Genomic DNA, 24,435 nt, shown 5'->3' on the forward strand with positions numbered 1-24,435 from the left:
GATTCTATGCGCTTACGAATATTAATCATGTTGATGTTGGTAATCATTTTGAGTAGCTGTGGTCAATCATTACAGAAACCAAGCGGACTTGACTTTTCGAGTACAGATCATAAGGAACATGAAACAGCTTTACATATGAAACAAACTGTTAAAACTGAAGATCGAATAAAAACACAGAGCAATTCTCCAACTAAGCCGACGCAACAAAAGAAACAGAAAAAGACGACGAATTTTGAACACGGCATTGGCACCGTGACAATGGTCATTAAAATATCAGATAACAATATCCCATTAGCTCAGACCAATGTCACTATTTACAAAAATGATACTGCTTTGGATGCTTTATTACGTATTACGAAGGAAAAAAATATTCAACGAGACATATCTGGAAAAGGCGCTTCTGCCTATATTAGAGGTATTGCTAACGTTTATGAAATGGATGACGGGCCTGGAAGTGGTTGGATGTTTCGTATTAACGGGGAATTTGTTAATCAAAGTGCTGGTGCCATTAAACTGTCATCTGGCGATCATATCGAATGGCTTTACACTAAAGATTTAGGTCAAGATCTTGATGCCCCGTAAAGCAATACTATCATATACGGTCAAGCGTGACGTTTACCATATTAACAAGGGTGAAAGGAGTATGGATTTTGAGTGAGCAAGGCTTTTTGAGCATCCACCCTTTTGTTCAATTGATATACTATCTTCTTATTAGTGTGACACTTTTTCATATAAATCATCCTATATTCATTGGCACCTCCTTTTTGTTATTGTTCACGATTGTCTGGATACAGGATAAAGGAGAAACAGCGAAAAAACGACTGCTCCATATTCTTCTATTGATGGGGTTGATCATTTTATTTAATCCGCTATTTGTTTCACGTGGTCGTTATATTTTGTTCTATCTTGGTGAGCGACAAATAACGCTTGAAGCGCTTATTTATGGTATTAGTCTTGCATTTATGATCGGCGGCATGCTTTTATTGTTTATCTCTTTTCAACATGTCCTACATGGACAGCGGTTTTTATACTTATTTGCTAATCTTCTCCCACGTACAGCGCTTTTAATCATGATAGCACTTCGGTTTGTTCCATTATTAATGTATCGACTAGAAACCATTCGCGCTGTACATCGTGTTCGTCGTTCAAATACAACACCTATTAAAACAGCCATGTTCCAGATGCAAACATTAATCACTTGGTCTTTAGAAGAAGCCATTAAAACAGCAGATTCTATGAAAGCACGTGGTTACGGTAACCAAAAACGGACGATGTATACACCTTATCGGATGGAAAAACGCGATTGGGTGGTCATAATGTTACTGACCTTATTATTTTTACTTTTCTTTTTAGGAAGCATGCTAGGTTATGGCAATATTTATATTTATCCACAACTTGGTACCTTACGTTTTTATCCACTAGATTGGGTTATGTATATCATTATGATACCTCTTTATTTAATGCCGCTTCTAATTGAAAGGAGTACAAATTGAATGTTTCAATTATCCGGTTTATCTTTTCGTTATCCTGATATGGATAAAAGTGTTTTAAAACAGTTACATTTATCCATTGGTGAGGGTGAATTTATTCTGTTAACAGGTCCTAGCGGTTGCGGGAAAACAACGCTTTTACGTTTGTTAACTTATGTTTTACGTCCGAACGGAACATTAGCTGGTGAGATATTTTATAAGAATCAGCCCATTCATTTATGGTCTGACAAAGAGTTGACAGAAGAAATCGGCTTCATTTCTCAATATCCTGAAGAGCAAATGGTTATGCCAACTGTAATGCAAGAGCTTGTCTTTGGCTTGGAAAATCATGGCTTATCGACGGCAGAAATGAGAAAGCGGGTTGCCGAACTTGGGCACTACTTTAAAATAGAAGATCTACTAAACAAGAAAACAAATGCCCTATCTGGCGGTGAACAACAACTCGTTCATTTATTATCCGTGTTATTATTACGTCCAAAGGTACTTATTCTTGATGAACCAACTTCTCAGTTAGATCCTGTGCATGCGACGCTTGTTTTTCAAATGTTAGAACAGTTGCATCATGATTTAGGGATGACCATTATTATTGCTGAACATAGATACGCCACCCTTCTTCGGATGTGTGATCGTGTGTTCATGCTCGATGAAGGAACCGTATGCTTTACTGGAAATAGCCGAGAATTTTTATATCAGCTGGCTCAATCACAAGACTTAAGATACGATGCTTATCTACCTGATATAGCTCATTTATATATAAAGAAAACGAAACAACCTGTAAATAATGACATCCCTCTCACTGTCAATGAAGGACGTGTATGGTTAAAACGTGTTTTACCAATGGGAAGGCGACTTCAAAAGCCGAAGCAACAGATTAAACAGACAGAACAGATTGTATCATTAAATGATGTCACTTTCTATCACTCAAAAAATGAACCTTCCATATTAAATCGTTTATCTTTAACTGTTTATAAGGGAGACTTTTATGCCATTATTGGAGGAAATGCTTCAGGAAAGACAACATTGATTGAAATTTGTCTCGGTATTAAAAAACCTAAACGAGGACGTTTGGAACTTTTTCAACAGCAACTTAATAAAAAGACGTTAGAAAGGATTGGCTATTTACCACAGCAACCACAAGCTTTTTTTATGTATGATACTGTAGAAAAAGAAATGCAATCCATGTTAAATAATAATAATGAAGAAATAATGATACAAATGGCTAAACACTTTCATATTGAACATCTTTTACATCAACATCCTTTTGATTGTTCGTATGGAGAAATGCAAAGAATTGTTCTCGCTTGCCTATTGCTTCGCCAACCTGATCTATTATTCCTTGATGAGCCAACTAAAGGGTTAGATCCTTTTGCGAAGGATGAACTCGGTCGTTATTTAACTGCATTACATAAAAAAGGATTAACAATTGTGATGGTTTCTCATGATATTGATTTCGTCGCTCAATACTCGGAACGGGTTGGATTATTATTCGATGGCGAAATCACTGCTGATGGAGCTACAAAAACAATTTTACAAGATAATTCTTTTTATACAACGGATATAAATAGAGCGGCAAGGGGGACCGCTTTATCACATGTTTTAACAGTTGAGGAGGCATTACAAGCATGGCCAGAAAAATAGTCCCCATCCTTTTCGTTGCTTTAATATTCATATTATCTATTTTTATAACTGAGAAAGCTTATTTTTTCTTAAGTATATTTATCATTGGTTGTATGATGCTTCCTTTTTTTATTCGCTTTGAAAAGCGTCTCGTATCCACACGTGAAATCGTTTTACTTGCTATGTTCAGTGCTATCGCAGCCATTAGTCGCATTCCTTTTGCAGCATTACCGAGCATCCAACCGACATCTTTTTTTATCATTATCGTTGGGATCGCTTTTGGAGTGGAAAGTGGTTTCATTGTTGGTGTTGCGAGTGCATTCATATCGAACTTAGTGCTTGGACATGGTCCTTGGACACCTTGGCAAATGCTTGCCTGGGGGATGATGGGTATGACAGCTGGTATGGTGTCACGTTATTTACAACGAAATTGGGCGCGAATCATATTCGGTTTTATATGGGGTTTTTTATTTGGTTGGCTAATGAATCTATGGGTCTTAACAACTCAGATTGATAATCTAACGTTAGAGCTTGTCATATCTATTTATGTGGCTAGTTTCATCCCTGATTTATCACATGCTTTATCTAATGTTGTCTTACTACTTGTCTTTTCTTCTCACTTTTTATCGATTCTTACACGAATAAGTCGAAAGTATCATATTTTAGACAATAGTAGATATAAAAATTAGTTCTATTTTATCATTTTTAAAAAATTTTAAAACATCGCTTATAATCGAAACCATTTGTGATATGATACGTATGACTTATTGCAAAGAAAATTTTTAAGGAGTGTTTTATTTTATGAAAAAATGGATCACAACATTTGTTGTAATCGCTTTAGCTTTCACACTTTCTGCTTGTCAAGAAAACGCTGAAGAAGTTTACAACAAAGCGCTTGAAGCTTCAAAAGAACTTAAAAGCGCTGAAGTCGATATGGATATAAAACAGTCAATGGGTGTCCCTAGTGAAGATATGACAATGGACATTTCTACAAAAATGGATATCAAAATGACAACTGACCCGCTAACAATGTATCAAAAAGGTACGATTGATATGGGTGATTTACTACCAATTGATATGGAAGTGGAAGCATATGTCACTGACGATGCGATGTATATGTATGATTCAATGTCTGGTACATGGATGAAGATGGACTCCACCTTGTCTGAAGAAATGCTTAATCAACAACAAGACCCTGCTGAACAGCTTAAAGTTTTAGAAGAATACGTTAAAGATCTTTCTTTTGAAAAAGATGATAACGCATTTATTTTAAAATTAGAAGCTGATGGTGATAAGCTTAAAGGTGACACAGATAAGTTGGTGAAGCAATTTATGCCTCAAGAAATCATGGAAGCATTAGGAGAAGAAGCTGAAGAAATCTTTAAAAATATGGAAATAAGTAAACTAAATTATGAAATGTTTATTGATAAAAAAACATACCATCTAAATAAACTCAACGTCGATATGGATATGTCAATTAAAGTTGATGGCGAAGAATTGACTATTTCTCAAGAGGTAAATGCCAAGTACAAAAACATCAATGGCGTTGATCCTATCGAAGTGCCACAAGATGTTATTGATGACGCTCAAGAATTAAACCTTTAATCGAATCTATTAAAACTCGTCTATCTCATGTTAGGCTAATAGATTTAGATGATAAAAGAATTCTATGAAACGTAAGAAGGTGTAGGAAAGAATCCCGCACCTTCTTTTTATATGTATACTAAGTCGAAGTCGGGCGAGCAATTTTGGCTCGGGGTTGCGCGATTTTGGCCCGGGGTTGCGCGATTTTGGCTCGGGGTCGCGCGATTTTGGCCCAGGGTCGCGCGATTTTGGTGCAGCACCGTTTGATCAAGTTTGCCATAAAAAAAAGACCGCTTTCCCATCACACGTTGAGATACGGTCTTTTTTTCATCTATATATTAAAATACAAAGAGATAGCAGAAAAAACTTAACCAAATCGTCCATTAATATAATCTTCAGTACGCTGATCAGTCGGTTCATTAAAAATGACATCTGTCCGGTCATATTCAACAACTTCTCCATCAAGGAAAAAAGCCGTTCGATCTGAAATACGTGATGCTTGTTGCATATTATGCGTGACAATAACGATTGCGTAGTCTTTTTTTAACTCTCGTATTAATTCTTCAACTTTCAAGGTAGATTTCGGGTCTAATGCTGATGTTGGTTCATCCATAAGGATAACATCTGGTTCAATGGCTAAACACCTAGCAATACAGAGCCTTTGCTGTTGACCACCGGATAAACCGTAAGCATTATCGTGGAGGCGATCCTTTACTTCATCCCAAATATAGGCACCTCTAAGACTCTTCTCAACGATTTCATCCAGAATCATTTTATTACGAATCCCATGAATTTTAGGTCCGTAGGCAATATTTTCATAAATTGATTTTGGAAATGGGTTTGGTTTTTGGAAAACCATGCCGACTTGAGTGCGCAACTCTTCAACACGTAAAGACTTATCAAATATGCTTTTACCTTTATATTGGATGACGCCTGTCGTGCGAACGGACGGAACGAGTTCAACCATACGATTTAACGTCTTTAAATATGTTGATTTACCACATCCAGATGGGCCGATAATCGCTGTGACCTCTTCTTCGTGAATATCAAGATTAATATCTCTTAATGCATGTTTTTCGCCGTACCATAAATTTAAATTCTGTGTATCAAACACGACCTCTTTCTCTTGTTCAAGTGTTCTTAACACTTCAATATTAGCTCGCTTCTTCACTTCTGCTTGTGGAATGGCTGTCATTGCACCTGCCATAAGAAACACTCCTTTTTTATCATTAATAACGTTTTTGAAATTTATTTCGAATTATAATGGCCGTTGTATTTAATAAAAGAAGGACAAGTAATAAAATAATGATTGTTGCGGATGCAAGATATGCATACTCCTCAACTAAAGATGAGTCTAATGTCCAATAATATATTTGCATCGGTAAAACTGTAAATTTATCAAAAATACTTCCAGGGAACGGAATAAGTAATGCTGGTATACCAATGACAACAAGTGGTGCCGTCTCACCGATAGCACGTGATAAAGATAAGATAGCACCTGTTAGAATACCAGGAAGTGCCGCTGGTAAAATAATATTTTTAATCGTTTGCCATTTTGTAGCACCCAGTCCATACGACGCTTCACCTAAATGATTAGGAACTGCACGAATGGCTTCTTGACTAGCAACAATTGTAATTGGAAGAATAAGTAAGGACATCGTCAATCCACCAGCAAGGACGATATTACCCATATCTAATGCGCGAACAAATACCGTCATTCCTAAAATTCCGTAAACAATCGATGGGACACCTGCTAGATTCGCAATATTTGTTTGAATAAATGACCGTAGCTTGCCTTTTTTAGCATATAATTCAAGATAAATTGCTGTTCCTACTCCAAAAAACATAGTCACAGGAGCCACGACAACCATTAACCATAACGTTCCGAGTATAGCGCCTAAGATCCCTGCTTTTTCTGGGTCAGTTGATAGCTTTCCTGTTAAGAAATCCATATTAATCCAACCTATTCCATCAGAAAATACGCGATAGATTAATATGCCTAGAACAACAAGGCCGAAAACCGTTGATAGAAAGAAAATTATTTTAGCAATTGTATTTACGATAAGTCGGAAATTCATTCGTTTCTGCACTTGGACGGCATCAACATATTTCATTTACAATTCCTCCTGAGTTATATCAATACTCTTCCTTAAACTTACGTGCGACATAACGAGCAAATAGGTTCATTAGCAATGTAAAGACAAATAATGTCATCGCAACAGCATATAGACTGTAGTATATAGTCGATCCGGCTGGGGCATCTCCGCCAGTTACTTCTACAATATAAGCGGTCATTGTTTGCATAGATTGTGTCAGATCAAATGTGAAGTTTTTGGAGCTTCCGCTAGCGATTGTAACAATCATCGTTTCACCAATTGCTCTTGAAATAGCGAGAACAAATGAGGCGACAATTCCAGAAAAAGCAGCTGGAATAACAACACGTGTCGCTACTTCTAATTTCGTTGCTCCTAGTGCAAGTGCACCTTCACGCATCGCATTCGGAACAGAACTCATCGCATCTTCAGAGAGCGAAGCAATCATAGGGATAATCATAATTCCCATTACAATCCCCGGGCTTAAAATATTTGTCGTTTCTAGTCCTGGTATAACATGTTTCAGTAATGGTGTAACAAAAGTAAATGCAAAAAAACCATATACAATCGTTGGAATACCTGCTAAAATTTCTAGCAGCGGTTTAAACGTCTTTCGTATACGTTCAGAAGCAAATTCACTTAAATAAATTGCTGTCATTAGCCCTATTGGCGCTGCAACAAGCATCGCTATAACGGTTGAAGTTAGGGTTCCCATAATTAATGGTAAAACACCGAACTTGGGGTCTTGGCTTAGTGGCTTTAGGACCGTACCTGTAAAAAATTCAACGACAGACACTTGTTTGAAAAATTCTATTGTCTCAGAAAACAATGTGTAAATAATCCCTATTGTCGTAAAAACAGAAACACTTGCAATGAGAAATAATATTATCGGAATCGCTTTTTCAAATTTAAGAAATAAATTTTTTGACTGCTTCTTTTTAGATATCAGTTCCTGAACATGAACAGGCTCATTATTTGTTCGCATAATAAGTTTCCTTTCAAACCAATGATTTCCAACCTTTTCTAATGAATGGAACAAGATGAGAACGATAATTTGTCCTCATCTTGTATGATTATATGCTTGTCTGTAAATTACTTTAGACCTTCTAAGAATGAAACACTTTCTTCAACTTCAGCGTCTGGAATTGGAGCGAATCCTGTTTCACCAGCGACATGATTGACATTGTTCATAACATAGATCGCATAATCAAGAACTTGTGGTTTTTCTTTTGCATTATCCACGTTTAAGTACGTAAATACTGGACGTGTAAATTGTGCGTAGTCCCCGTCTTCTGCAATTGTATCAAGTGAAGGTTCAACTGCTCCATTACCAAAATCAACGCTTACTGCTTGTAATTTATCTTGGTTGTTTACATAGTAACCGAATCCAAAGAATGCAATTCCGTTTTTATCTTCTTCGATCATTTTTACAAGCGTAGGGTAATCTTGTTGTAAGTCAACATCATCTACGAGATCTTTTTCTTCTAAAATATTTTCATAGAAGAATTCATATGTTCCGTGGTTCTCATTTGGTCCATATGTGTTAATCTCTTCATCTGGCCAATCCGGATTAATATCAGACCATTTTGTTACGCCACCATCAGCAAGGAAGATTTTCTTTAAATCTTCAGCTGTCATTTCAGTTGCCCAGTCGTTTTCTTTATTAATAACAAAAGTAAGTCCATCAAGTGCTACTTTTAATTCTTTTACTTCCATGCCAAGCTTGTCAGCTTCTTCCTGCTCTTCATCTTTAATTTGGCGAGAAGCATCGTTAAAATCTGTTCCGTCTTCTACTAAGAATTTCTTAAATCCTGCACTCGTACCAGCACGGCTAACTTCTACTGATACATTCGGTTGTTCGTTACTCATATATTCTTCAGCTAATTTCGCCATTAATGGATAAACTGTACCAGAGCCATCGATGACGACACTGCCTTCTAAATCAGCAGCTGCTTCATTATTTTCTTCTTCATTATTCTCATTATCTTTTTGTTCTGTGTTGCTATTGTCTTCTCCTTCTTTTTCTTTCTCTGAGTCTCCTTGACAAGCAACAAGTGCAATTGCTAATACAGCAATCATCAAGGCCATGAAAATGTTTTTCAACTTCATAAAAAATGTCCTCCCTTTTTTGTAGGAAATATCTTCCGAAGGCCTCTCTCCTTCAATTACAAGTATAAAGATGGAGTGTTAAGGAAGTATAAAGCGATTGTAAAGGTTATGTAAATTTGTAGATCATGATTTAAGCTATGTATCTAATTTTAAAACTTGACGAAAATAAGATTCCTAAGAAAGCCATTAAAAAAAACGAATAAAAAACATCTTCGCTCAGCTTAAAGTGAGCGAAGATGTTTTTACTGTCGTTTTACTATTAACTAGAACCACTTTATGCCATAAGAACTTTTTGACGCTTAAGAACGATAAGCATAATGATAAAAAATAATCCTGTATAAGCACCAGTCAATAAGAAGCTCTCATGCAATTGATAAATTTCAGGCATGGGATAGAATGAGACAAACCCTCCAGGATCCGTATCATGAAATAAGATAGGAAGCATTGATTTTTGTATAAATAATGGAAAGTACTTACCAATTAACCACTGATCAATTATGCTAAATTCAAGTATCGGATAAACAAGACCCAATATTAGTCCCCCGACAATACTCTTTGTAACGACAGTCATGCACGCAGTAAACATACCCCACAGTAACAAGCTAATGATTGTTCCACTCAGTTGTAGAACGATATCACTTATTACAATTGTTGGATATTCTATTAAATTCATCGGTAAATTAAAGAGTTCTGGCACAATTAAACTTGTTATAAAAGCTGTAATAATAGACAATAACATGAGAAGCAAAATGATTAATAAAATACTGGACATTTTGTTAATGATGATTTGAATACGTGATAAACCATTAACCCATAACTGTCGAAGTGTTACATATCGGTATTCAATCCCAAAAAGAATTGCTGCCAAAATAGAAATAATGATTGGACCTACTGCATTAACAGAAGCCAATGCATATGTTATCGCCATAGATGAGCTTAAAACAAATAACATAGAATGAAAAGGTTCTGTTCGATCAGCCTGTTTGATATAGTCAATCATTTCTTGTTCTGTAAATGAAGCTTCTTCCATAAATGATGGGTACATGTTCTGAAACATATGAGCAACACTTATGTAAGAATAAATCACAATCAAAATCATGATTACGAGTGACCAAATAATAGCTGGATGCTTAATGAGCTTCGTCCATTCATTCTTCATACGCTTTCTCCTCTACTTAATTGCTGATATGTCCATTCCCACTCTCTAGTCGGATGAATAAACATAAACTCTTCAATGCTTATGCCTTTATCAGTCAATATCTTATGAAAAGTGCTTATATCCTGTTTAGATACGAGTTTAATATGCCAAACAGATGGACTCATTTCCAACGCACTCTTTATGATTGAAATCTGCATGAATTGTTCTTTCGTTACGCTCTTTGTTGTTTTTATTCGTACGGTAGGCTCATCTTTTGAGTCATGTACATGAAGTTCTTTTATAATTTGGCCTTCATGAATCATTCCTAAACGGGTACAATTAGCCTCAATAATTCCCCATTCATGGCTCGCAATAATAAAACTGCTTCCTTTTTTCGCCATATCGTGAATTAAGGTAGATAAATTTTCACTTGATAAAACATCCAATCCATTCGTTGGCTCATCTAATAGATAGAGACACGCCTTCTTCGATAAGGCTATAGCCAAACCAAGTCTTTGCTTTTGACCATATGATAAACTTCTTACTTTCTTGTTAAGAACATCACTACTTTGTTCAGGATGTAAAGTCTTTACAATGCTTATTGCCTTTTCTGGTTGTGTTGAAAGTAAATAGAGATTTTCCTTGCCAGTTAAATACCCATATAGCGATGTTGGTTGAAAGGACATACTTATTTGCTTCGGATCGTACGACTTACCGTTTATTTTAATTGTTCCTTCGTCAGGTTTTAGAAGACCACAAATAATAGCTAATAAGGTCGTTTTTCCTGATCCATTCCGACCGACTAAACCGTAAATATCTTCACGTTTTATCGTAAAAGAAATGTCTTTTAAGACCGAATATGTAGCAAAATCTTTACTAATTTGATTCACTTGCAGCATTGGCTTTGACATAACTTAACTCCTTTCAAATCTTAAGTCATCTCATAAACTAGGACCAAATGTTTTATTTATAGAGAAAAAAATCTGTGCATAGATTATGGCTGCTAAATTTTACGTCTCTTTTAGATTGTTACTTATATGCATCCCCGTACATCACTTCCTTTTCCACAACTGATTGTTCATTTTGTGTCGACTTAGACCATATAATATAGCAGGCCTAAGTCGACGAGTCTCTGGCTAAATTGTTCGCTAACACAATATTCACTATTTAGTTGAGTAATGGGTGATTTTTGATCAAATCTTTTGAAAGAACATAGGCAATTATCTAGCTGTAGATTTACCGTATCCATTAATAGCTATTCGAATTCGGCTTGTGAATTTTGATCCACGTATGTGGCCCCATGGTGTAGGAAGGCTACTTTCGAAAACAACACTTTGATTCGTTTCACCATTAGAAGTATATCGATAATTCCAACTGTTTTTCTGAGACTTGTAGTTAAACAAAGGTGCTGTCCAATTTCTTTGCCACATACCGTTGTATCGAATTATTCTGCCTTTATCCCATGTCCACTGCACAGTTGCACGATGAATAGCAACAGTAATTCCTAATTTGTTCTTATATGACTTACTCCAAGTATGGGTTGATATATAAGCATTTAGTGTGTTGTCATTTTTAATATGATGGTAACTTTGAGCAGGAGTAATTATTGTAGAAGAAGTATCATTAGATGAATTTGGAAGGCTATCTGCGGCAAGTACACTAGATAATTCTACAAAAACTAATAAGATAGCTAAAAAAGAAATGAATAAAAATTGATAAAACAAGCTTCTTTTCATCCTTATTCACCTCCTTAATAATAAGTATGTAATAAATGATAATTTTATGAAAATTTTATTATTAATTGTGCAAATTGTCAATTATCAACTCCTTTTATACGTAAAATAAGTCCCTAACCAACAAAAAGGTTGGAAAGAGACTTCTCAAATGATTATTTACTTAAAACACCCTACGCCATACACCAAGCACATCTAACATAACTATGACGATTAATACAGGAGCTACATAACGCAGAATATAATACCAAGCTTGAAATGCTCCCCTTTTAAGCTTGCTTCCTCTTTTTAACTCATCGAAAAGTAGAGATTTTTCCATCTTCCAAGACACGAAAATCGCAATTAATAATGAGCCAAGTGGCATGAGGACATTACTTACTGCATAGTCAGCAAGGTCAAAGAAGGATTTACCAAAAACAGTCACATCACTTAATACCCCATATGATAAGGCAGAAGGAATACCAAAAATAAAAATTGCAATTCCAATCATCCAAGCATACTTTTTTCGCTTATCGAGATGACCTTTCGAAAGAACCGAAACGATGATTTCCAACATCGAGAAGGCACTTGTTAAAGCAGCAAAGAAAAACACGATTAAAAAAGCAGCGAAGAAAAACATCCCAAATGGTAATTGACTAAAAATAGTTGGTAATACATTAAATAAAAGGACAGGACCAGCATCAGGGTCTAGTCCGAATGAAAACACAGCTGGAAATATGGAAAGACCTGATAAAATAATAACGAGTAGATTCATACTCACAACCGACAACGCAGAACGTGGAAGATTCGTTGTCTTCGGCAAGTAAGAACTGTACGTAATCATAACGGATACACCGATACTCAAAGTGAAAAAAGACTGTCCCATTGCATCAAGCACGGCTTTTGATGTGAGTTTTGAAAAGTCAGGCTGAAATAAGAAAGCCATTCCTTTTACCGCACCATCCAATGTAACAGATCGAATGACGAGAATAAGAAACAAGATCGCTAAAGCAGGCATCATTATTTTTGAAGCTCGCTCGATTCCATTTTGAATCCCATGCCCGACAACTATAATCGTCATCAAGATAAATATGAATTGAAGTGATAAACTTAGCCAAGGATTTTCAATCGTTTTTTGAAATAATAGTGCATACTCTTCTGATTGTAAACCAATTAGTTCACCTGTAAAAATTTTGCCTAGATATGTGATAATCCATCCACCAATGACACTATAAAACGATAGCAGGATGAATGTTGTAACCATTCCCAAGATTCCAATCCCATACCATTTCGTTCCTGGAGCTATCTTTTTGAAAGAAGTAACGGCATCAGCACCAGCCGTTCTCCCAATCGCAAACTCTGCCATCATAAGTGGAAGTGCCAAAACAAACGTAAAAAAGATAAAAATAAAAAAGAAGGCGCCCCCTCCATTTTGCCCAGCCACATAAGGGAACTTCCATATTGCCCCAAGGCCGATAGCAGATCCTGCCGTTGTTAAAATAAAACCTAATCTCGTTCTAAATTGTTCACGTTGACTCAATGCCGCTACTCCTTTCTGATAATTGTCGTTTATTAAAAAGAATTAATCTCTATTATCTTTTAATGTGATGAAGTTGTCAATCTTATGTTATCTCATATTATTGATGTATCTAATTGAATTTAAAACCATGTGGACACGGAGCACAAGTTCTCAGGACGGAAATGATATGTGAGACTGTACGTTAAAGCCTTTAATTTAGACTCTCATGATTAAAATTCACACGAGACGGTACGTTATAAGCTTAAAGGATCTATTTTATGAAAATAAGATGTCAATAGAGCGAGAATGAGTGACACACTTGAATCTTCTAAAACCAGTCCATAAAAATAGCGAAGAAAATCTCGTGTTTTCTTCGCATACTTTATATAAAAGCTTCTTTTATAGTTTAAAAAATATACCTATCAATGCATAAATAATAACTGTTGAAAAAAGAATTGTCATATGGAAAAGAGAATAAACGAACATTGTTTTAGCCCATTTATCTGCGTCCATTTTTTGATAACCATAAACACTTAAGATAAGCCATGAGACATTTAAAATAAGTGCTACTAACATGAGTCCGAGACTAAGTGATTTAAACAAAAAACTCGTTGCGATTAATAGGATTAAATAAATATTCGTGCGAATATATGTCTTTTTAATCCCTTTGACAACGGGATACATTGGAACATTAGCAGCTTTGTATTCTTCATGTTTTCGAATGGCAATTGAATAGAAGTGTGGCATTTGCCAGATGACTGAAATAATAAACAGACCTAAAATTGCGGGGTGCGTAATATCTTGATGGACAGCTGCCCAACCAATTAAAACTGGCATCGAACCTGAGATGCTACCAACTTCTGTATTATAAACAGTTGTTCGCTTCGTCCACATGGTATATGGGAAAACATAAAAAAACAAGCCTAAAAGTCCTAACATAGCTGCTAATGGTGTCGTTAATAAAAGTGCACCAATTCCAATAACAGCCATCACAATTCCTAGCCACAGAACAGCTTTCGGTGTGATTGCCCCTGTGACTGTCGGTCGTTTTTTTGTTCGTTGCATAATATTGTCAATATCTCGGTCGTATAAATTATTAAATGCTCCCGCTGAACCAATCACAAGAGCCGTACCAATGATAGCAAAAATAAATTCGGGTAATTTCTCAGAATATCCCACATTATATGTATAAAGTGCTAATGTAAATCCAGCTATCATGGGAATTAAATTTGATTTAATAATTCCCGTTTTAATCGTTTGGGCTAAGATTTGATAAGTTGTTATTTGTTCTTGCTTTCGCACGTCGTGTCTTCTCCCTTACTAAGTAATAAAATTGTTGTCTGCTCCCAAATAAGATACTTACTAGAATATATATATTACTTGGTCTAATTGTCAAGGAAGGTCGTATTTAATAATAGATCATCGTTGTGTTTATATAGACTTACTATTGGAGTGGACAATAGTTGGTTAATCAGCTTTAACTAATCCAGTTAGCTTACATTGAACACGTTAATGATAGGTAACTCAACTGAAGCCTTCTAAATTAACTCGCTTTATGGCGTCACTTTAACACAACAGAGATAAAAAGGAGAGACTTAGACAAAATATAATACGTGTTGTTCACTCCTAAAAAATAAAAGTGCATGAAGCCAAATGTCCTAAACTCGGTTTCATGCACTTTTTTACTTTATTCTAACTCTTTTAATTGGCTGTTGCTCTTTCGGTGTTTAATGGTTCCATATCAATCTCAAAGCCTAGATCTTCCATCATCTGATAGTCATAGTTGCGTTCAGCACCTTCAGTTGTTAAATAGTCCCCGATAAAGATGGAGTTTGCTGGGAAAAGTCCTAATGGTTGTAAACTTCGTAGATTCACTTCACGACCTCCAGAAATTCTAATCTCTTTCGTCGGATTAATGAAACGGAATAAGCAAAGTACTTTTAAACAATAACGTGGATTAAGCTCATTTGTACCTTCTAATGGTGTTCCATCAATAGCATGTAAGAAATTTACTGGTATGGAATCTGCATCCATCACCTTTAGACTCCGAGCCATATCGATAACATCTTCTTTTGTCTCTTTCATTCCGATAATGACACCAGAGCATGGTGAAATTCCCATGCTTTTCGCATAATTAACCGTTCTAACACGGTCATCATACGTATGTGAGGTCGTAATGTTCTTATGATGATTCTTTGATGTATTAATGTTATGATTATAGCGATCGACTCCTGCCTCTTTTAAGCGCTCGGCTTGTCCCGGCTTTAAAATACCTAAACAAGCGCAAACAGTCATATCTTGATGCTTTTCTTTAATTTCTTTCACAGAATCAACAACGACATCTAATTCATGATTTGTCGGTCCTCTTCCACTCATCACAATACAGTATGTACCGACATTTAAATCTTTAGCTCGTTGTGCACCAGCGACAATTTCTTTCTGATCAAGAAGCGGGTATTTTTCAATCGGTGCTTTCGACACAATTGATTGAGCACAGTAACCACAGTTTTCAGGACAAAGCCCTGATTTTGTATTGATGATCATATTTAATTTTACTTTATTGCCGAAATAATGTTTACGTACTTTATAGGCTGCATGAAGAAGTGGTAACAAATCCGCATCTGGACTTTCCAGAACCGATAGGGCCTCTGCATTTGTTATTTCTTCTCCATGTAGAACTTTGTCAGCTAATTGATCATATAGAGTCATTGTTTCCTACTCCTTTTCTGTGATGTTTTTTTGATGATGTGTCTCATCCGATAACCAAATACCCCTGCAAAGACCGCAAGAATAATATCTTTTGGTAGTGGAGCCAACATCCAAAGCCAAGCTAGTTTATAAGTAAATTCAGGTGGTGCATCAGCCCAAATTTGATAAGCAAAATACATCCAATTCGTCCCAAAAATATATATTATAACTGTAGCAATAAGTGCTGCTATGATATAGGCCGTACGGCTACTATATCGTTCAACAATTTTTCCAGTTAAATAAGCTGTAAAAATAAATGCAATAATAAATCCAAACGTCGGGCTCATGAGTTGAGCAAATCCCCCCGTAAAACGTGCAAAAACCGGTGCACCTGCTAATCCGACAATTGCATACACCGCCATAGAAATAGCACCTAACCGACTGCCTAAAATAATACCTGCTAATATTGCAAAAAAGGCTTGTAGTGTAATGGGCACGCCTCCGACAACCATAAATGGTGCAAATGATGTAATATTAGCCCCTATCATCATCAGTGCTGCAAACATTCCAATGTAAGCAATATCTAACGCTCTAAAATGACTTTTCGTTCTTACTGTAGTAGAGCTCAAATAAATCACCCCATTCTTTCTATTTCTTATAGAGTAAATGATTTTTCTTCTTTTTGTCAACATATTTTTATTTAGGTTAACATATTGAAGAAGAAAAAAGAGACTATCTCTAAAAATAGTCTCTTGTCACTTCTAATTGATTTAATTCATCACTTTACAAATATCATTGGAAAATTCTACTGGGTCTTTTATTGGCATACCTTCGATGAGTAAAGCTTGATTATATAATAGGTTTGTATATAGAGCAAACTTTTCCTTATCTTTGTCAAATGCGTTCTTTAATGACTGATAGACTTCATGATCTGGATTAATTTCAAGGATTTTTTCTGCTTCAATTTGTTGGTTATTCGGCATATTGCGTAACACCTTTTCCATTTCTAAAGAAATGTCTCCATCAGCAGCTAGACAGACAGGATGTGATTTCAAACGTTTAGAAACGCGAACATCTTTTACTTTTCCTTCAAGGAGTTTCTTCATTTCAGCGAAAAGGTCCTTATTTTCATCTGCTTCTTGTTTCGCTTTCTTATCTTCTTCTTCCATATCAATACCTAAATCGCCACTTGATACAGAACGGAATTCTTTCTCTTTATAAGTTGCAAGCATCTTGATGGCAAATTCATCCACTTCATCTGTGAAATATAAAATTTCATATCCTTTGTCAGCAACAAGCTCTGTTTGTGGAAGCTTTTCAATACGCTCGTTTGATTCACCAGTCGCATAATAAATATACTTTTGATCTTCCGGCATTCTTTCGACATACTCTTCTAAACTGACTAGTTTCTTTTCAGTTGATGAATAGAACAAGAGTAAATCTTGTAATGTTTCTTTATTAGCACCGAAGTCACTATAGACACCATATTTCAATTGACGACCGAAAGCTTCATAAAATTTCTCATACGTTTCACGATCATTACGTAGCATCTTTAGCAATTCACGTTTAATCCGACGTGTAATATTCTTTTCGATTAACTTTAATTGCCGATCGTGTTGTAACATTTCACGGGATATATTTAATGATAGATCTCTTGAATCGACCATTCCCTTGACAAAGCTAAAGTAATCCGGAATTAAATCTCCATTCTTTTCCATAATTAAGACACTGTTTGCATAAAGCTCAAGTCCTTTTTCATATTCTGCTGTGTAATAATCAAACGGGATTGTTTCCGGAATATAAAGAATCGCATCATAACGAATCGTTCCATCCGCTTTAATATGAATATGTTTTAATGGTTTGTCAAAGCCATAGCGCTTTTCTTTATAAAAGTTTTCATAGTCTTCATCTGTTAATTCATTTGGATTTTTACGCCAAATAGGAACCATACTATTAATCGTTTCTTCTTCAGTATATTCCACATATTCATCACTGTCATCATCTTTCGGCTTGCTTTTTGTCACATCCATTTTGATTGGATAACGTATAAAGTCAGAATACTTCTTCACTATTTCTTTTATACGATATTCTTCAAGAAATTGATCATAATCTTCTTCATCTTTATTTTCCTTAAGCTGTAAAATAATTTCCGTTCCGACATCATCCTTTTCACAAGGTTCAATTGTATAGCCGTCCGCACCAGAAGATTCCCACTTATAAGCTTCATCATTACCTAATGCACGGCTTTTAACTGTAACAACATCAGCAACCATAAAGGCAGCATAAAAGCCGACCCCGAACTGACCGATAATATCATATTCATCTTCAATGTCATTCGCTTTTTTAAATGTTAATGAGCCACTCTTAGCTATTGTACCAAGGTTTGTTTCCAGCTCTTCTTTAGTCATACCAATCCCTGTATCAATTATGCTTAATGTCCGCTTTTCTTTATCAGCTTCTATTTTTATGTAGTATTTGGAGCGATCGAATGTTAATGAATCATCTGTTAACGTTTTATAGTAAATTTTATCAATGGCATCACTCGCATTAGAGATTAATTCACGAAGAAAAATTTCTTTTTGCGAGTAAATGGAATTTATCATCATTTCTAAAAGACGTTTTGATTCTGCTTGGAACTGCTTTTTTGTCATCGTATTCCTTCCTTTCAATGTTTTATTAAATTAGCACTCTCCTCACTAGAGTGATAATCCCATCATTTTATTTATCATATCTATTGAAGTGTGTCAAAGGAAGTGTCTCTTAACTTTTAAGAAAAACTTATTGTTAATAAAGCAAAGCTTTAATTATTATGATAAAATAAACTAAATTACTATATGAATAAAGTCATACATAAATCTTTATAAGGTGCTTTATATTATTAATGGAGGTTTATTTCGTTATGGAGTATCCTGTACTATCGAATTGTCCGGTTTGTCGTAGCCCATTAGTCGCAACAAAGTTAAAATGTCGAACATGTCAAACAACGATTGAAAACTCATTTACTTTATCAAAGTTTTCTTTATTAAATGAAGAGCAACTTCGATTCATTGAAATATTCCTCGTTAACCGTGGCAATATTAAAGTAGTTGAAAAAGAATTAGGTATTTCCTATCCTACAGTCCGAAACAAATTGAAAAACATTATTTCAATCCTCGGCTATGAAGTAAATGCTCCGAGTAAAATGAGTAAAGAAAAGGTTGTTTCTATGCTAGAAAAAGGAGAAATCTCCCCTGATGAAGCCATTGAGTTATTAAAGGAATAAAGTCACTTATGATCGTTTGATAACTGTCATAGCCAATCGTCTTGTTGTTTTGCATTTATAGACAACGTATTCTGGAATGATTTAACCGCATGAGATTTAACATCTATCTCATGCGGTCTTCTTAATAAACTTATAGTATATTCCAAATTCCTAAGAAGGTTATTTTCTTAAAAGTTTATTCCACGTTTTCTGATCTACAACCCCATTGGGGCTTAAATCGTTTGCTAACTGAAACTCAACGACTTTCTCGTATGTTTCTTGACCATAAACGCCGTCTTCCGAAATATTGAGCAAAGATTGGAGATATCGAACATACTTATTTTCATCATTCATACTAACTGTAGGTAAATGATTCTTACTATTAAATGCTGATTCTGTATGCTGTTTTGTCTCCATCTGACGTTTGTCATCATTTTGTTTCAAGCGTTTTTCTACCATTAAATATCGATCAATCTCAGCCTGTTCAGAATGAGATAAGGCCTCACTATGTTTTAAATTAGTCATTGCAAATAGAAAAACAAGTATAATTAACGGATAAAATATAAACGGAACGATTTTTTTAAACAATGCTACCTCTCCTATTTATTGACTAATTTCCTTATCTCTACGAAAATCAGATATACCAATAATCTTATCACCTGTATCGATGATAGCATTAATGCCACCAAAATGGTCCTCTAAATCAATGACACGCGATGTATAGCCAACTTCCTTTAATTCGTCGATCAGACTTTTTTCTGGATATGACTCAAAATCAATAAATTTATTATGAAGTGTCATTCTTGGCACGGTAATACTCTCTTTTAAATCACCGGTAAAGTGATAATCTAATAAAACTTGTGATAATATCTGTGGTATTCGGTTTCCACCAGGAGTACCAATGGCCATTATAGATTCATCCTCTACAATAATAGTAGGTGCCATAAAAGAACGTGATTTTTTATAAGGCATGTACTCATTTAAAGACCCTTTTACAGTATTAAAGTTATCTAATCCGTTATTTAAAAAGAATCCTTTATATGCTTCACCCGTACCCCAGAATTGGCCAAGTGTATTTGTTGCTGATACAGTTAATCCATCTTTATCTGTAATTGAAAAATGTGTTGTACTCACAAGCTCTTCTTCATCTTTTTCACCTGAACTAACAGACTGCGACATTAATTCTCTCACATATTCGTCCGTCGTTAATTCATCATAATCAATTTGTTGAACCGATGGATCACCTATATTTTGCTTTCGATTTTTATAAGCAAGTTCAACGATATGAAGGTATTTTTTTATATTTTCGCTATCTGAACCTATTAATGGTTGAATCTCTTCAAGCTCTATCATTTTCATCATTTGTATAAAGGTTACACCTGAAAATGGTGGTGGTGCACTATAAATCTGTTTACCATTAAACTCTCCAGAAGCCGGCTCTCTTTCTACGACAAGTCTTTCTTTCACCAACTGTTCATCATAATGAAATCGTTCTTGTAAAATTTCATCATAGAAATAAGCCGCACCATTTTTTTGAATTGCTTCAAGTGTTTCGCCTATATATCTTATTTTTATAAGAAGCAAAAAAGACCATATGACTTTTTTCATATTTAGGAAAAACAAAAAGCGTGGATCTCGAATATGACTTAGCAAAATACCACGCCTATAATTATATATTTCTATGAATGGTTCATGTTTCAGTTTCATGAGTTGATGACAAGGAACGAAAAACAAAATAAAAATAAAGTGATCCGATGAGATACAATCCAGCTGTTATTGTAAAGACATGTGCATATCCCCAGTAAGACCCGTAACGTAACACGATTGAGGTTGAGATCGGTCCCATAAACGCCCAGCCAAGTTGAAAGACCATTTGGTTAACTGAATTAGCTAGACCTTTAATCGAGTTATTCACTTTTGACATAACAAGTGAAGCTTGAATAGGATTACCGGCGTTCATTAATGCTTGTCTAAATAAGAAACCAATACTTGCTAACCAAAACTGTTGTGTATAAGCTGTTAAGAGTAAAAACGGCAAAGATAATAATTGTAAAGTGACAACTGCACGAACCTCGCCTAACCTCTTAACGACTTGTGGACCAATAAACATAGCGACAGCAGTTGCCGCCTGTCCAAGAGAAATAATAACACCGATGATCGTATTAGATACTTCAAAACGATCAGCAAAATAGAGATTTAAATATGGAATAACAAGCCCACTTCCAGAGCCAATAATAAGTTGCGCAATAGCAAAGAGACCTATAACCTTAAGCCCTGTTTGATTATGTTTGACAAACTGTTTAATTGAACGTTGCTTCTTTGTTTCTTTCTGCCCATATGGAATAGGTTGTTTTCTCTTTTTCTCAGTCATTTTTATAATCGGAAAGAAAGCAAGTAAATATAGGAAACTTCCTATCAGTAATGTATATCGAATACTTAATAGTTCAGTCGTCATCATTGAAAAAATATCTGTTAATAATCCGCCAATGATACTACCTAATACGTTAGCAACCATCATTAATGCGGAATGTAAGCTAAATAAATGAACCCGTTGTTTCGGTAATGAGTTTTCTGCTAACCATGGAATCGACGAAACTTGTAAAAAAGCCGTAAATAACCCTGTTAAAAATCCTGTAACGAGCAAAAGCGATTGTGGCTCGACAATACTTCGTAAAATAAGTACAATACCTGAAAAAACCACACCGAAAACCATCACTTTTTTTCGACCGAGTCGATCACTCAATATCCCTGCTGGCACTAAAATAATCGCCGTTGCTAATGCGGTTAATGAAATAATTTGTCCATTAACATCTTGACTTAAGCCGAGAGCACGTATGTAAAAGTTATAAATAACCATAAACATACCGAGGCCAATTTGCGAAAAGACATTAGCCCAGATCGCTAATTTAATATTTTTATTATATGTTTGAAACTGTCGCGACCATTCATGAATGAACGTCAAGTTAATTCCCTACCTTTAAATATTGAACGTGAGAGTAAATCACCTTAAAATTACTTCGATACCCTAAATATATTAGACTTAAATCGTTAAAATGTAAATAAATACGTCCTTAGAAATTTTGGAAACATTTATAAAGTCATAGTCTACAAATCGGATATCACAATGAACACTTGTCGCCCTTTTTCAATCAACATAAAACATAACAAAAAGTACCCAATAAGTCCTATAGACCTTTTGGGTACTCTTATTATTCTTGTCTTTTTTCTTCCTCTAAAAATCTGACAAAATGATGCATCATATGAACAGGCTGTTCTTTAATTAAACGGATATACCGATTTTGTGAACTCTGTGAAACGATTTCACTTCGCTTAATTCGCTTAATCATGTAATCTGTACTTAACTTATGAATCTCTCTTTTTTGATGTTTAGCTTCTTTTGATAAAGCTAATCCGAAGGCTCCCATCACCGCAAAGAGAATGAGTGTAAACGAGTTGCGATACTCTTCAGGGAGGATGAATAGTAGAAAGACAAGGTTTACAACAGAAATAATAATTAGCGGAAATGACCAAAATGTATATTTTGATGCTTTTCTCGCCACTGGACCGATAATTCTTTGAAGTTGTTCAATTTCTCTTTTAATAAAACTTGGCATTTTTGTCATAAATACGTTCATGTCATCACTTCCCTTGTATCTATTTTACGTTAACAATAGTAATCTATGACTAAAAAGGTTCATTCATTTATTATTCCTTATCGGTTGCAAATGATTCCTCATTATTGAGTAAAAAACGAGAGCTTTACACAAGTGGCAAAGGTCTCGAGATGTGACATTCAAGAGCTCTTTTAACATCTTTATTGTACCATACTCATTTTGCCCATGACAAAGAATGCAGCCCATCATTCATGATATATTTTGAAAGAACAGACGGATGACATCGGCTCCCCCAACAATCGTACCGAGAGAGCTACCTAAGTTGGCTAAAACGATGACAAGAAGAACGCGTGTGACTTTATTATTCCAAAATCCTTTTACACTAAAAACATCTTCTGCTAATTTTTCAAAATCATTTACATTCGGACGTCTCATGTACGCTTGGACAAACCCAGCAAACCAACCAGCTGCCAGAAGTGGATTCAACGAAGTTAACGGCGCTAAAACAAAAGCAGTTAAAATAGCTAAGGGGTGACCGAATGCAAGAGCTGTCCCTATTGCCGATAATGAACCATTCCATAAAATCCAGCTAACGGTTTGTTGCCAACCCGCTGATGGATTGGCTAAGAAGGTATAAATAATAATACTTAATATAATAACCGGAATCGACCATCCAATGACTTTAGGTACGTTTGATTTAGGTGGTATCTTTGTTAACTGTTCAAGATCATGATCTTTTTGAATTTCTTTCGTAATACCCGGTACATGGGCCGCTCCCAGAACAGCTACGATTTTTTCACCTGGAGCGTTTTTTATTTTTTGGGCTAAATATTGATCTCGCTCATCGATTAGTGGTTCTTTTAAACGTGGAAAATTTTCTGTGAAATCTTCGAGCATTGAATCAATCATATCCTGGGATTTCATTTTCTCTAGTTCTTCTTCAGATATCGTCTCTTTGCTAAAGATACCCGCAATGACTTGTGTTAGAAGAAGGGCTTTACCTTTCCAACCTAAATTACGCCAAATCCGATTAAACGTAATTTGGATATTGCGGTCAGCTAGAACGAGTTCGGCACCTACTTCTTCTGCCGATTCAATTCCTTGGATCATTTCTTGTCCAGGATTAATTCCAAATTGTTTAGCCACTCGCCGCTGAAAAGAAGAAATCGCTAAATTCATCAGTAATAATGTTGCTTTCTTCTCCTTTATAACTTGAAAAATGTCCATTTCCTTCCATTTACTTTTATTTGTTATCGATTGATAGCGCTGGTCATCTAACTCAACACAAACTGAATCCGGCTGTTCTTCTTCTATAACTTGTTTAACTTGTTCTGCACTTTGCTTAGAAACGTGAGCCGTACCGATTAATATATATTGTTTATCATCTAGGTCAATCCTAGTTATATTATTCTCTTCCACAATTAAATACTCCTTCACAAAAGTCTTATCATTTATACTATCATAAATGTAGAAAAATGGATGGCTTTTTAACAAAAAACAGCTGTATTTTCTGATTTTTTTCATGATAAAGAATTTGGATTATAAAATGTTACTAACGCTTTCTACCTACTAAGGAAATGCTTACCTATTTTATTAAATACCATTATAATAAGGATTAAAGGAGGAAAAC

23 protein-coding genes are annotated in these 24,435 nt (G+C 35.3%); 6 read left to right on the top strand and 17 right to left on the bottom strand.

Annotated elements, in window-relative coordinates; genetic code table 11:
• Nucleotides 1-6: 6 nt before the first annotated feature.
• The 5 genes from HNQ35_RS06625 to HNQ35_RS06645 all read left to right on the top strand — a co-directional run bounded on the left by HNQ35_RS06625 (nucleotide 7) and on the right by HNQ35_RS06645 (nucleotide 4,712).
• Complete coding sequence (locus HNQ35_RS06625) at nucleotides 7-582, top strand: DUF4430 domain-containing protein (protein WP_170226625.1); 576 nt, start codon at nucleotides 7-9, stop codon at nucleotides 580-582.
• Nucleotides 583-650: 68 nt separating this feature from the next.
• Nucleotides 651-1,493, top strand: a complete 843-nt coding sequence (locus HNQ35_RS06630) for an energy-coupling factor transporter transmembrane component T (protein WP_170226627.1) — start codon at nucleotides 651-653, stop codon at nucleotides 1,491-1,493.
• Nucleotides 1,494-3,128 (top strand): ABC transporter ATP-binding protein, encoded by a 1,635-nt coding sequence (locus tag HNQ35_RS06635; protein ID WP_146936569.1) that lies wholly within the window; start codon nucleotides 1,494-1,496, stop codon nucleotides 3,126-3,128.
• The gene (locus tag HNQ35_RS06640) at nucleotides 3,113-3,796 is read left to right on the top strand and encodes an ECF transporter S component (protein WP_146936572.1); all 684 of its coding nucleotides are present in this window, start codon (nucleotides 3,113-3,115) and stop codon (nucleotides 3,794-3,796) included. The genes HNQ35_RS06635 and HNQ35_RS06640 overlap by 16 nt, the downstream gene beginning before the upstream one ends.
• Nucleotides 3,797-3,908: 112 nt before the next feature.
• A complete protein-coding gene (locus tag HNQ35_RS06645) occupies nucleotides 3,909-4,712 on the top strand; it encodes a DUF6612 family protein (protein WP_146936574.1) in 804 nt (267 codons plus the stop codon).
• 346 nt (nucleotides 4,713-5,058) lie between these two features.
• Here the strand turns inward: HNQ35_RS06645 and pstB are convergent, their stop codons facing one another.
• From pstB to htpG, 12 genes are all read right to left on the bottom strand, one after another.
• On the bottom strand, nucleotides 5,059-5,898 hold the full coding sequence (gene pstB / locus HNQ35_RS06650) for a phosphate ABC transporter ATP-binding protein PstB (RefSeq protein ID WP_246118059.1): 840 nt from the start codon (nucleotides 5,896-5,898) through the stop codon (nucleotides 5,059-5,061).
• A gap of 22 nt (nucleotides 5,899-5,920) precedes the next feature.
• Nucleotides 5,921-6,805, bottom strand: a complete 885-nt coding sequence (pstA, locus tag HNQ35_RS06655) for a phosphate ABC transporter permease PstA (RefSeq protein ID WP_146936576.1) — start codon at nucleotides 6,803-6,805, stop codon at nucleotides 5,921-5,923.
• Between the two features lie 22 nt (nucleotides 6,806-6,827).
• Nucleotides 6,828-7,769, bottom strand: coding sequence for a phosphate ABC transporter permease subunit PstC (gene pstC / locus HNQ35_RS06660; protein ID WP_146936578.1), 942 nt, complete (start codon nucleotides 7,767-7,769; stop codon nucleotides 6,828-6,830).
• 107 nt (nucleotides 7,770-7,876) lie between these two features.
• Entirely contained in the window at nucleotides 7,877-8,893 is a 1,017-nt protein-coding gene (locus HNQ35_RS06665; protein WP_146936580.1) for a PstS family phosphate ABC transporter substrate-binding protein, read from the bottom strand.
• Between the two features lie 274 nt (nucleotides 8,894-9,167).
• Complete coding sequence (locus tag HNQ35_RS06670) at nucleotides 9,168-10,052, bottom strand: ABC transporter permease (RefSeq protein WP_146936582.1); 885 nt, start codon at nucleotides 10,050-10,052, stop codon at nucleotides 9,168-9,170.
• On the bottom strand, nucleotides 10,049-10,942 hold the full coding sequence (locus HNQ35_RS06675) for an ABC transporter ATP-binding protein (RefSeq protein ID WP_146936595.1): 894 nt from the start codon (nucleotides 10,940-10,942) through the stop codon (nucleotides 10,049-10,051). The genes HNQ35_RS06670 and HNQ35_RS06675 overlap by 4 nt, the downstream gene beginning before the upstream one ends.
• Nucleotides 10,943-11,251: 309 nt before the next feature.
• Complete coding sequence (locus tag HNQ35_RS06680; RefSeq protein ID WP_146936597.1) at nucleotides 11,252-11,767, bottom strand: hypothetical protein; 516 nt, start codon at nucleotides 11,765-11,767, stop codon at nucleotides 11,252-11,254.
• Nucleotides 11,768-11,927: 160 nt separating this feature from the next.
• Nucleotides 11,928-13,283 carry a sodium-dependent transporter gene (locus HNQ35_RS06685; protein WP_146936599.1) on the bottom strand — a complete coding sequence of 452 codons (1,356 nt, stop codon included), beginning with the start codon at nucleotides 13,281-13,283 and terminating at the stop codon, nucleotides 11,928-11,930.
• A 378-nt stretch (nucleotides 13,284-13,661) separates the two neighbouring features.
• Complete coding sequence (gene cyoE / locus HNQ35_RS06690; protein ID WP_146936602.1) at nucleotides 13,662-14,564, bottom strand: heme o synthase; 903 nt, start codon at nucleotides 14,562-14,564, stop codon at nucleotides 13,662-13,664.
• Between the two features lie 399 nt (nucleotides 14,565-14,963).
• Nucleotides 14,964-15,971, bottom strand: a complete 1,008-nt coding sequence (gene bioB, locus HNQ35_RS06695) for a biotin synthase BioB (protein WP_146936604.1) — start codon at nucleotides 15,969-15,971, stop codon at nucleotides 14,964-14,966.
• Nucleotides 15,968-16,579, bottom strand: a complete 612-nt coding sequence (locus tag HNQ35_RS06700; protein ID WP_371862299.1) for a biotin transporter BioY — start codon at nucleotides 16,577-16,579, stop codon at nucleotides 15,968-15,970. Before HNQ35_RS06700 ends, bioB begins: the two co-directional genes overlap by 4 nt.
• 141 nt (nucleotides 16,580-16,720) lie before the next feature.
• Nucleotides 16,721-18,601 carry a molecular chaperone HtpG gene (gene htpG / locus HNQ35_RS06705; protein WP_146936608.1) on the bottom strand — a complete coding sequence of 627 codons (1,881 nt, stop codon included), beginning with the start codon at nucleotides 18,599-18,601 and terminating at the stop codon, nucleotides 16,721-16,723.
• Nucleotides 18,602-18,849: 248 nt separating this feature from the next.
• On the opposite strand from htpG, the gene HNQ35_RS06710 reads away from it, so the two are divergent.
• Nucleotides 18,850-19,212, top strand: a complete 363-nt coding sequence (locus HNQ35_RS06710) for a DUF2089 domain-containing protein (RefSeq protein WP_146936610.1) — start codon at nucleotides 18,850-18,852, stop codon at nucleotides 19,210-19,212.
• 159 nt (nucleotides 19,213-19,371) lie between these two features.
• On the opposite strand, the gene HNQ35_RS06715 is transcribed toward HNQ35_RS06710, so the two are convergent.
• The 5 genes from HNQ35_RS06715 to HNQ35_RS06735 form a co-directional block, all read right to left on the bottom strand.
• Nucleotides 19,372-19,779 carry a peptidoglycan-binding domain-containing protein gene (locus HNQ35_RS06715; RefSeq protein ID WP_218026189.1) on the bottom strand — a complete coding sequence of 136 codons (408 nt, stop codon included), beginning with the start codon at nucleotides 19,777-19,779 and terminating at the stop codon, nucleotides 19,372-19,374.
• A gap of 15 nt (nucleotides 19,780-19,794) precedes the next feature.
• Nucleotides 19,795-20,844, bottom strand: a complete 1,050-nt coding sequence (locus HNQ35_RS06720; RefSeq protein ID WP_170226629.1) for a gamma-glutamyltransferase — start codon at nucleotides 20,842-20,844, stop codon at nucleotides 19,795-19,797.
• 37 nt (nucleotides 20,845-20,881) lie between these two features.
• Nucleotides 20,882-22,153, bottom strand: a complete 1,272-nt coding sequence (locus HNQ35_RS06725; protein WP_146936614.1) for an MFS transporter — start codon at nucleotides 22,151-22,153, stop codon at nucleotides 20,882-20,884.
• Between the two features lie 247 nt (nucleotides 22,154-22,400).
• Nucleotides 22,401-22,826, bottom strand: coding sequence for a DUF5392 family protein (locus HNQ35_RS06730; RefSeq protein WP_146936616.1), 426 nt, complete (start codon nucleotides 22,824-22,826; stop codon nucleotides 22,401-22,403).
• Between the two features lie 228 nt (nucleotides 22,827-23,054).
• Nucleotides 23,055-24,224 carry a TraB/GumN family protein gene (locus HNQ35_RS06735; protein WP_146936618.1) on the bottom strand — a complete coding sequence of 390 codons (1,170 nt, stop codon included), beginning with the start codon at nucleotides 24,222-24,224 and terminating at the stop codon, nucleotides 23,055-23,057.
• Between the last annotated feature and the right edge of the window lie 211 nt (nucleotides 24,225-24,435).

The sequence above is a fragment of the Cerasibacillus quisquiliarum genome (assembly GCF_014202495.1).
Lineage (GTDB): Bacteria > Bacillota > Bacilli > Bacillales > Amphibacillaceae > Cerasibacillus > Cerasibacillus quisquiliarum.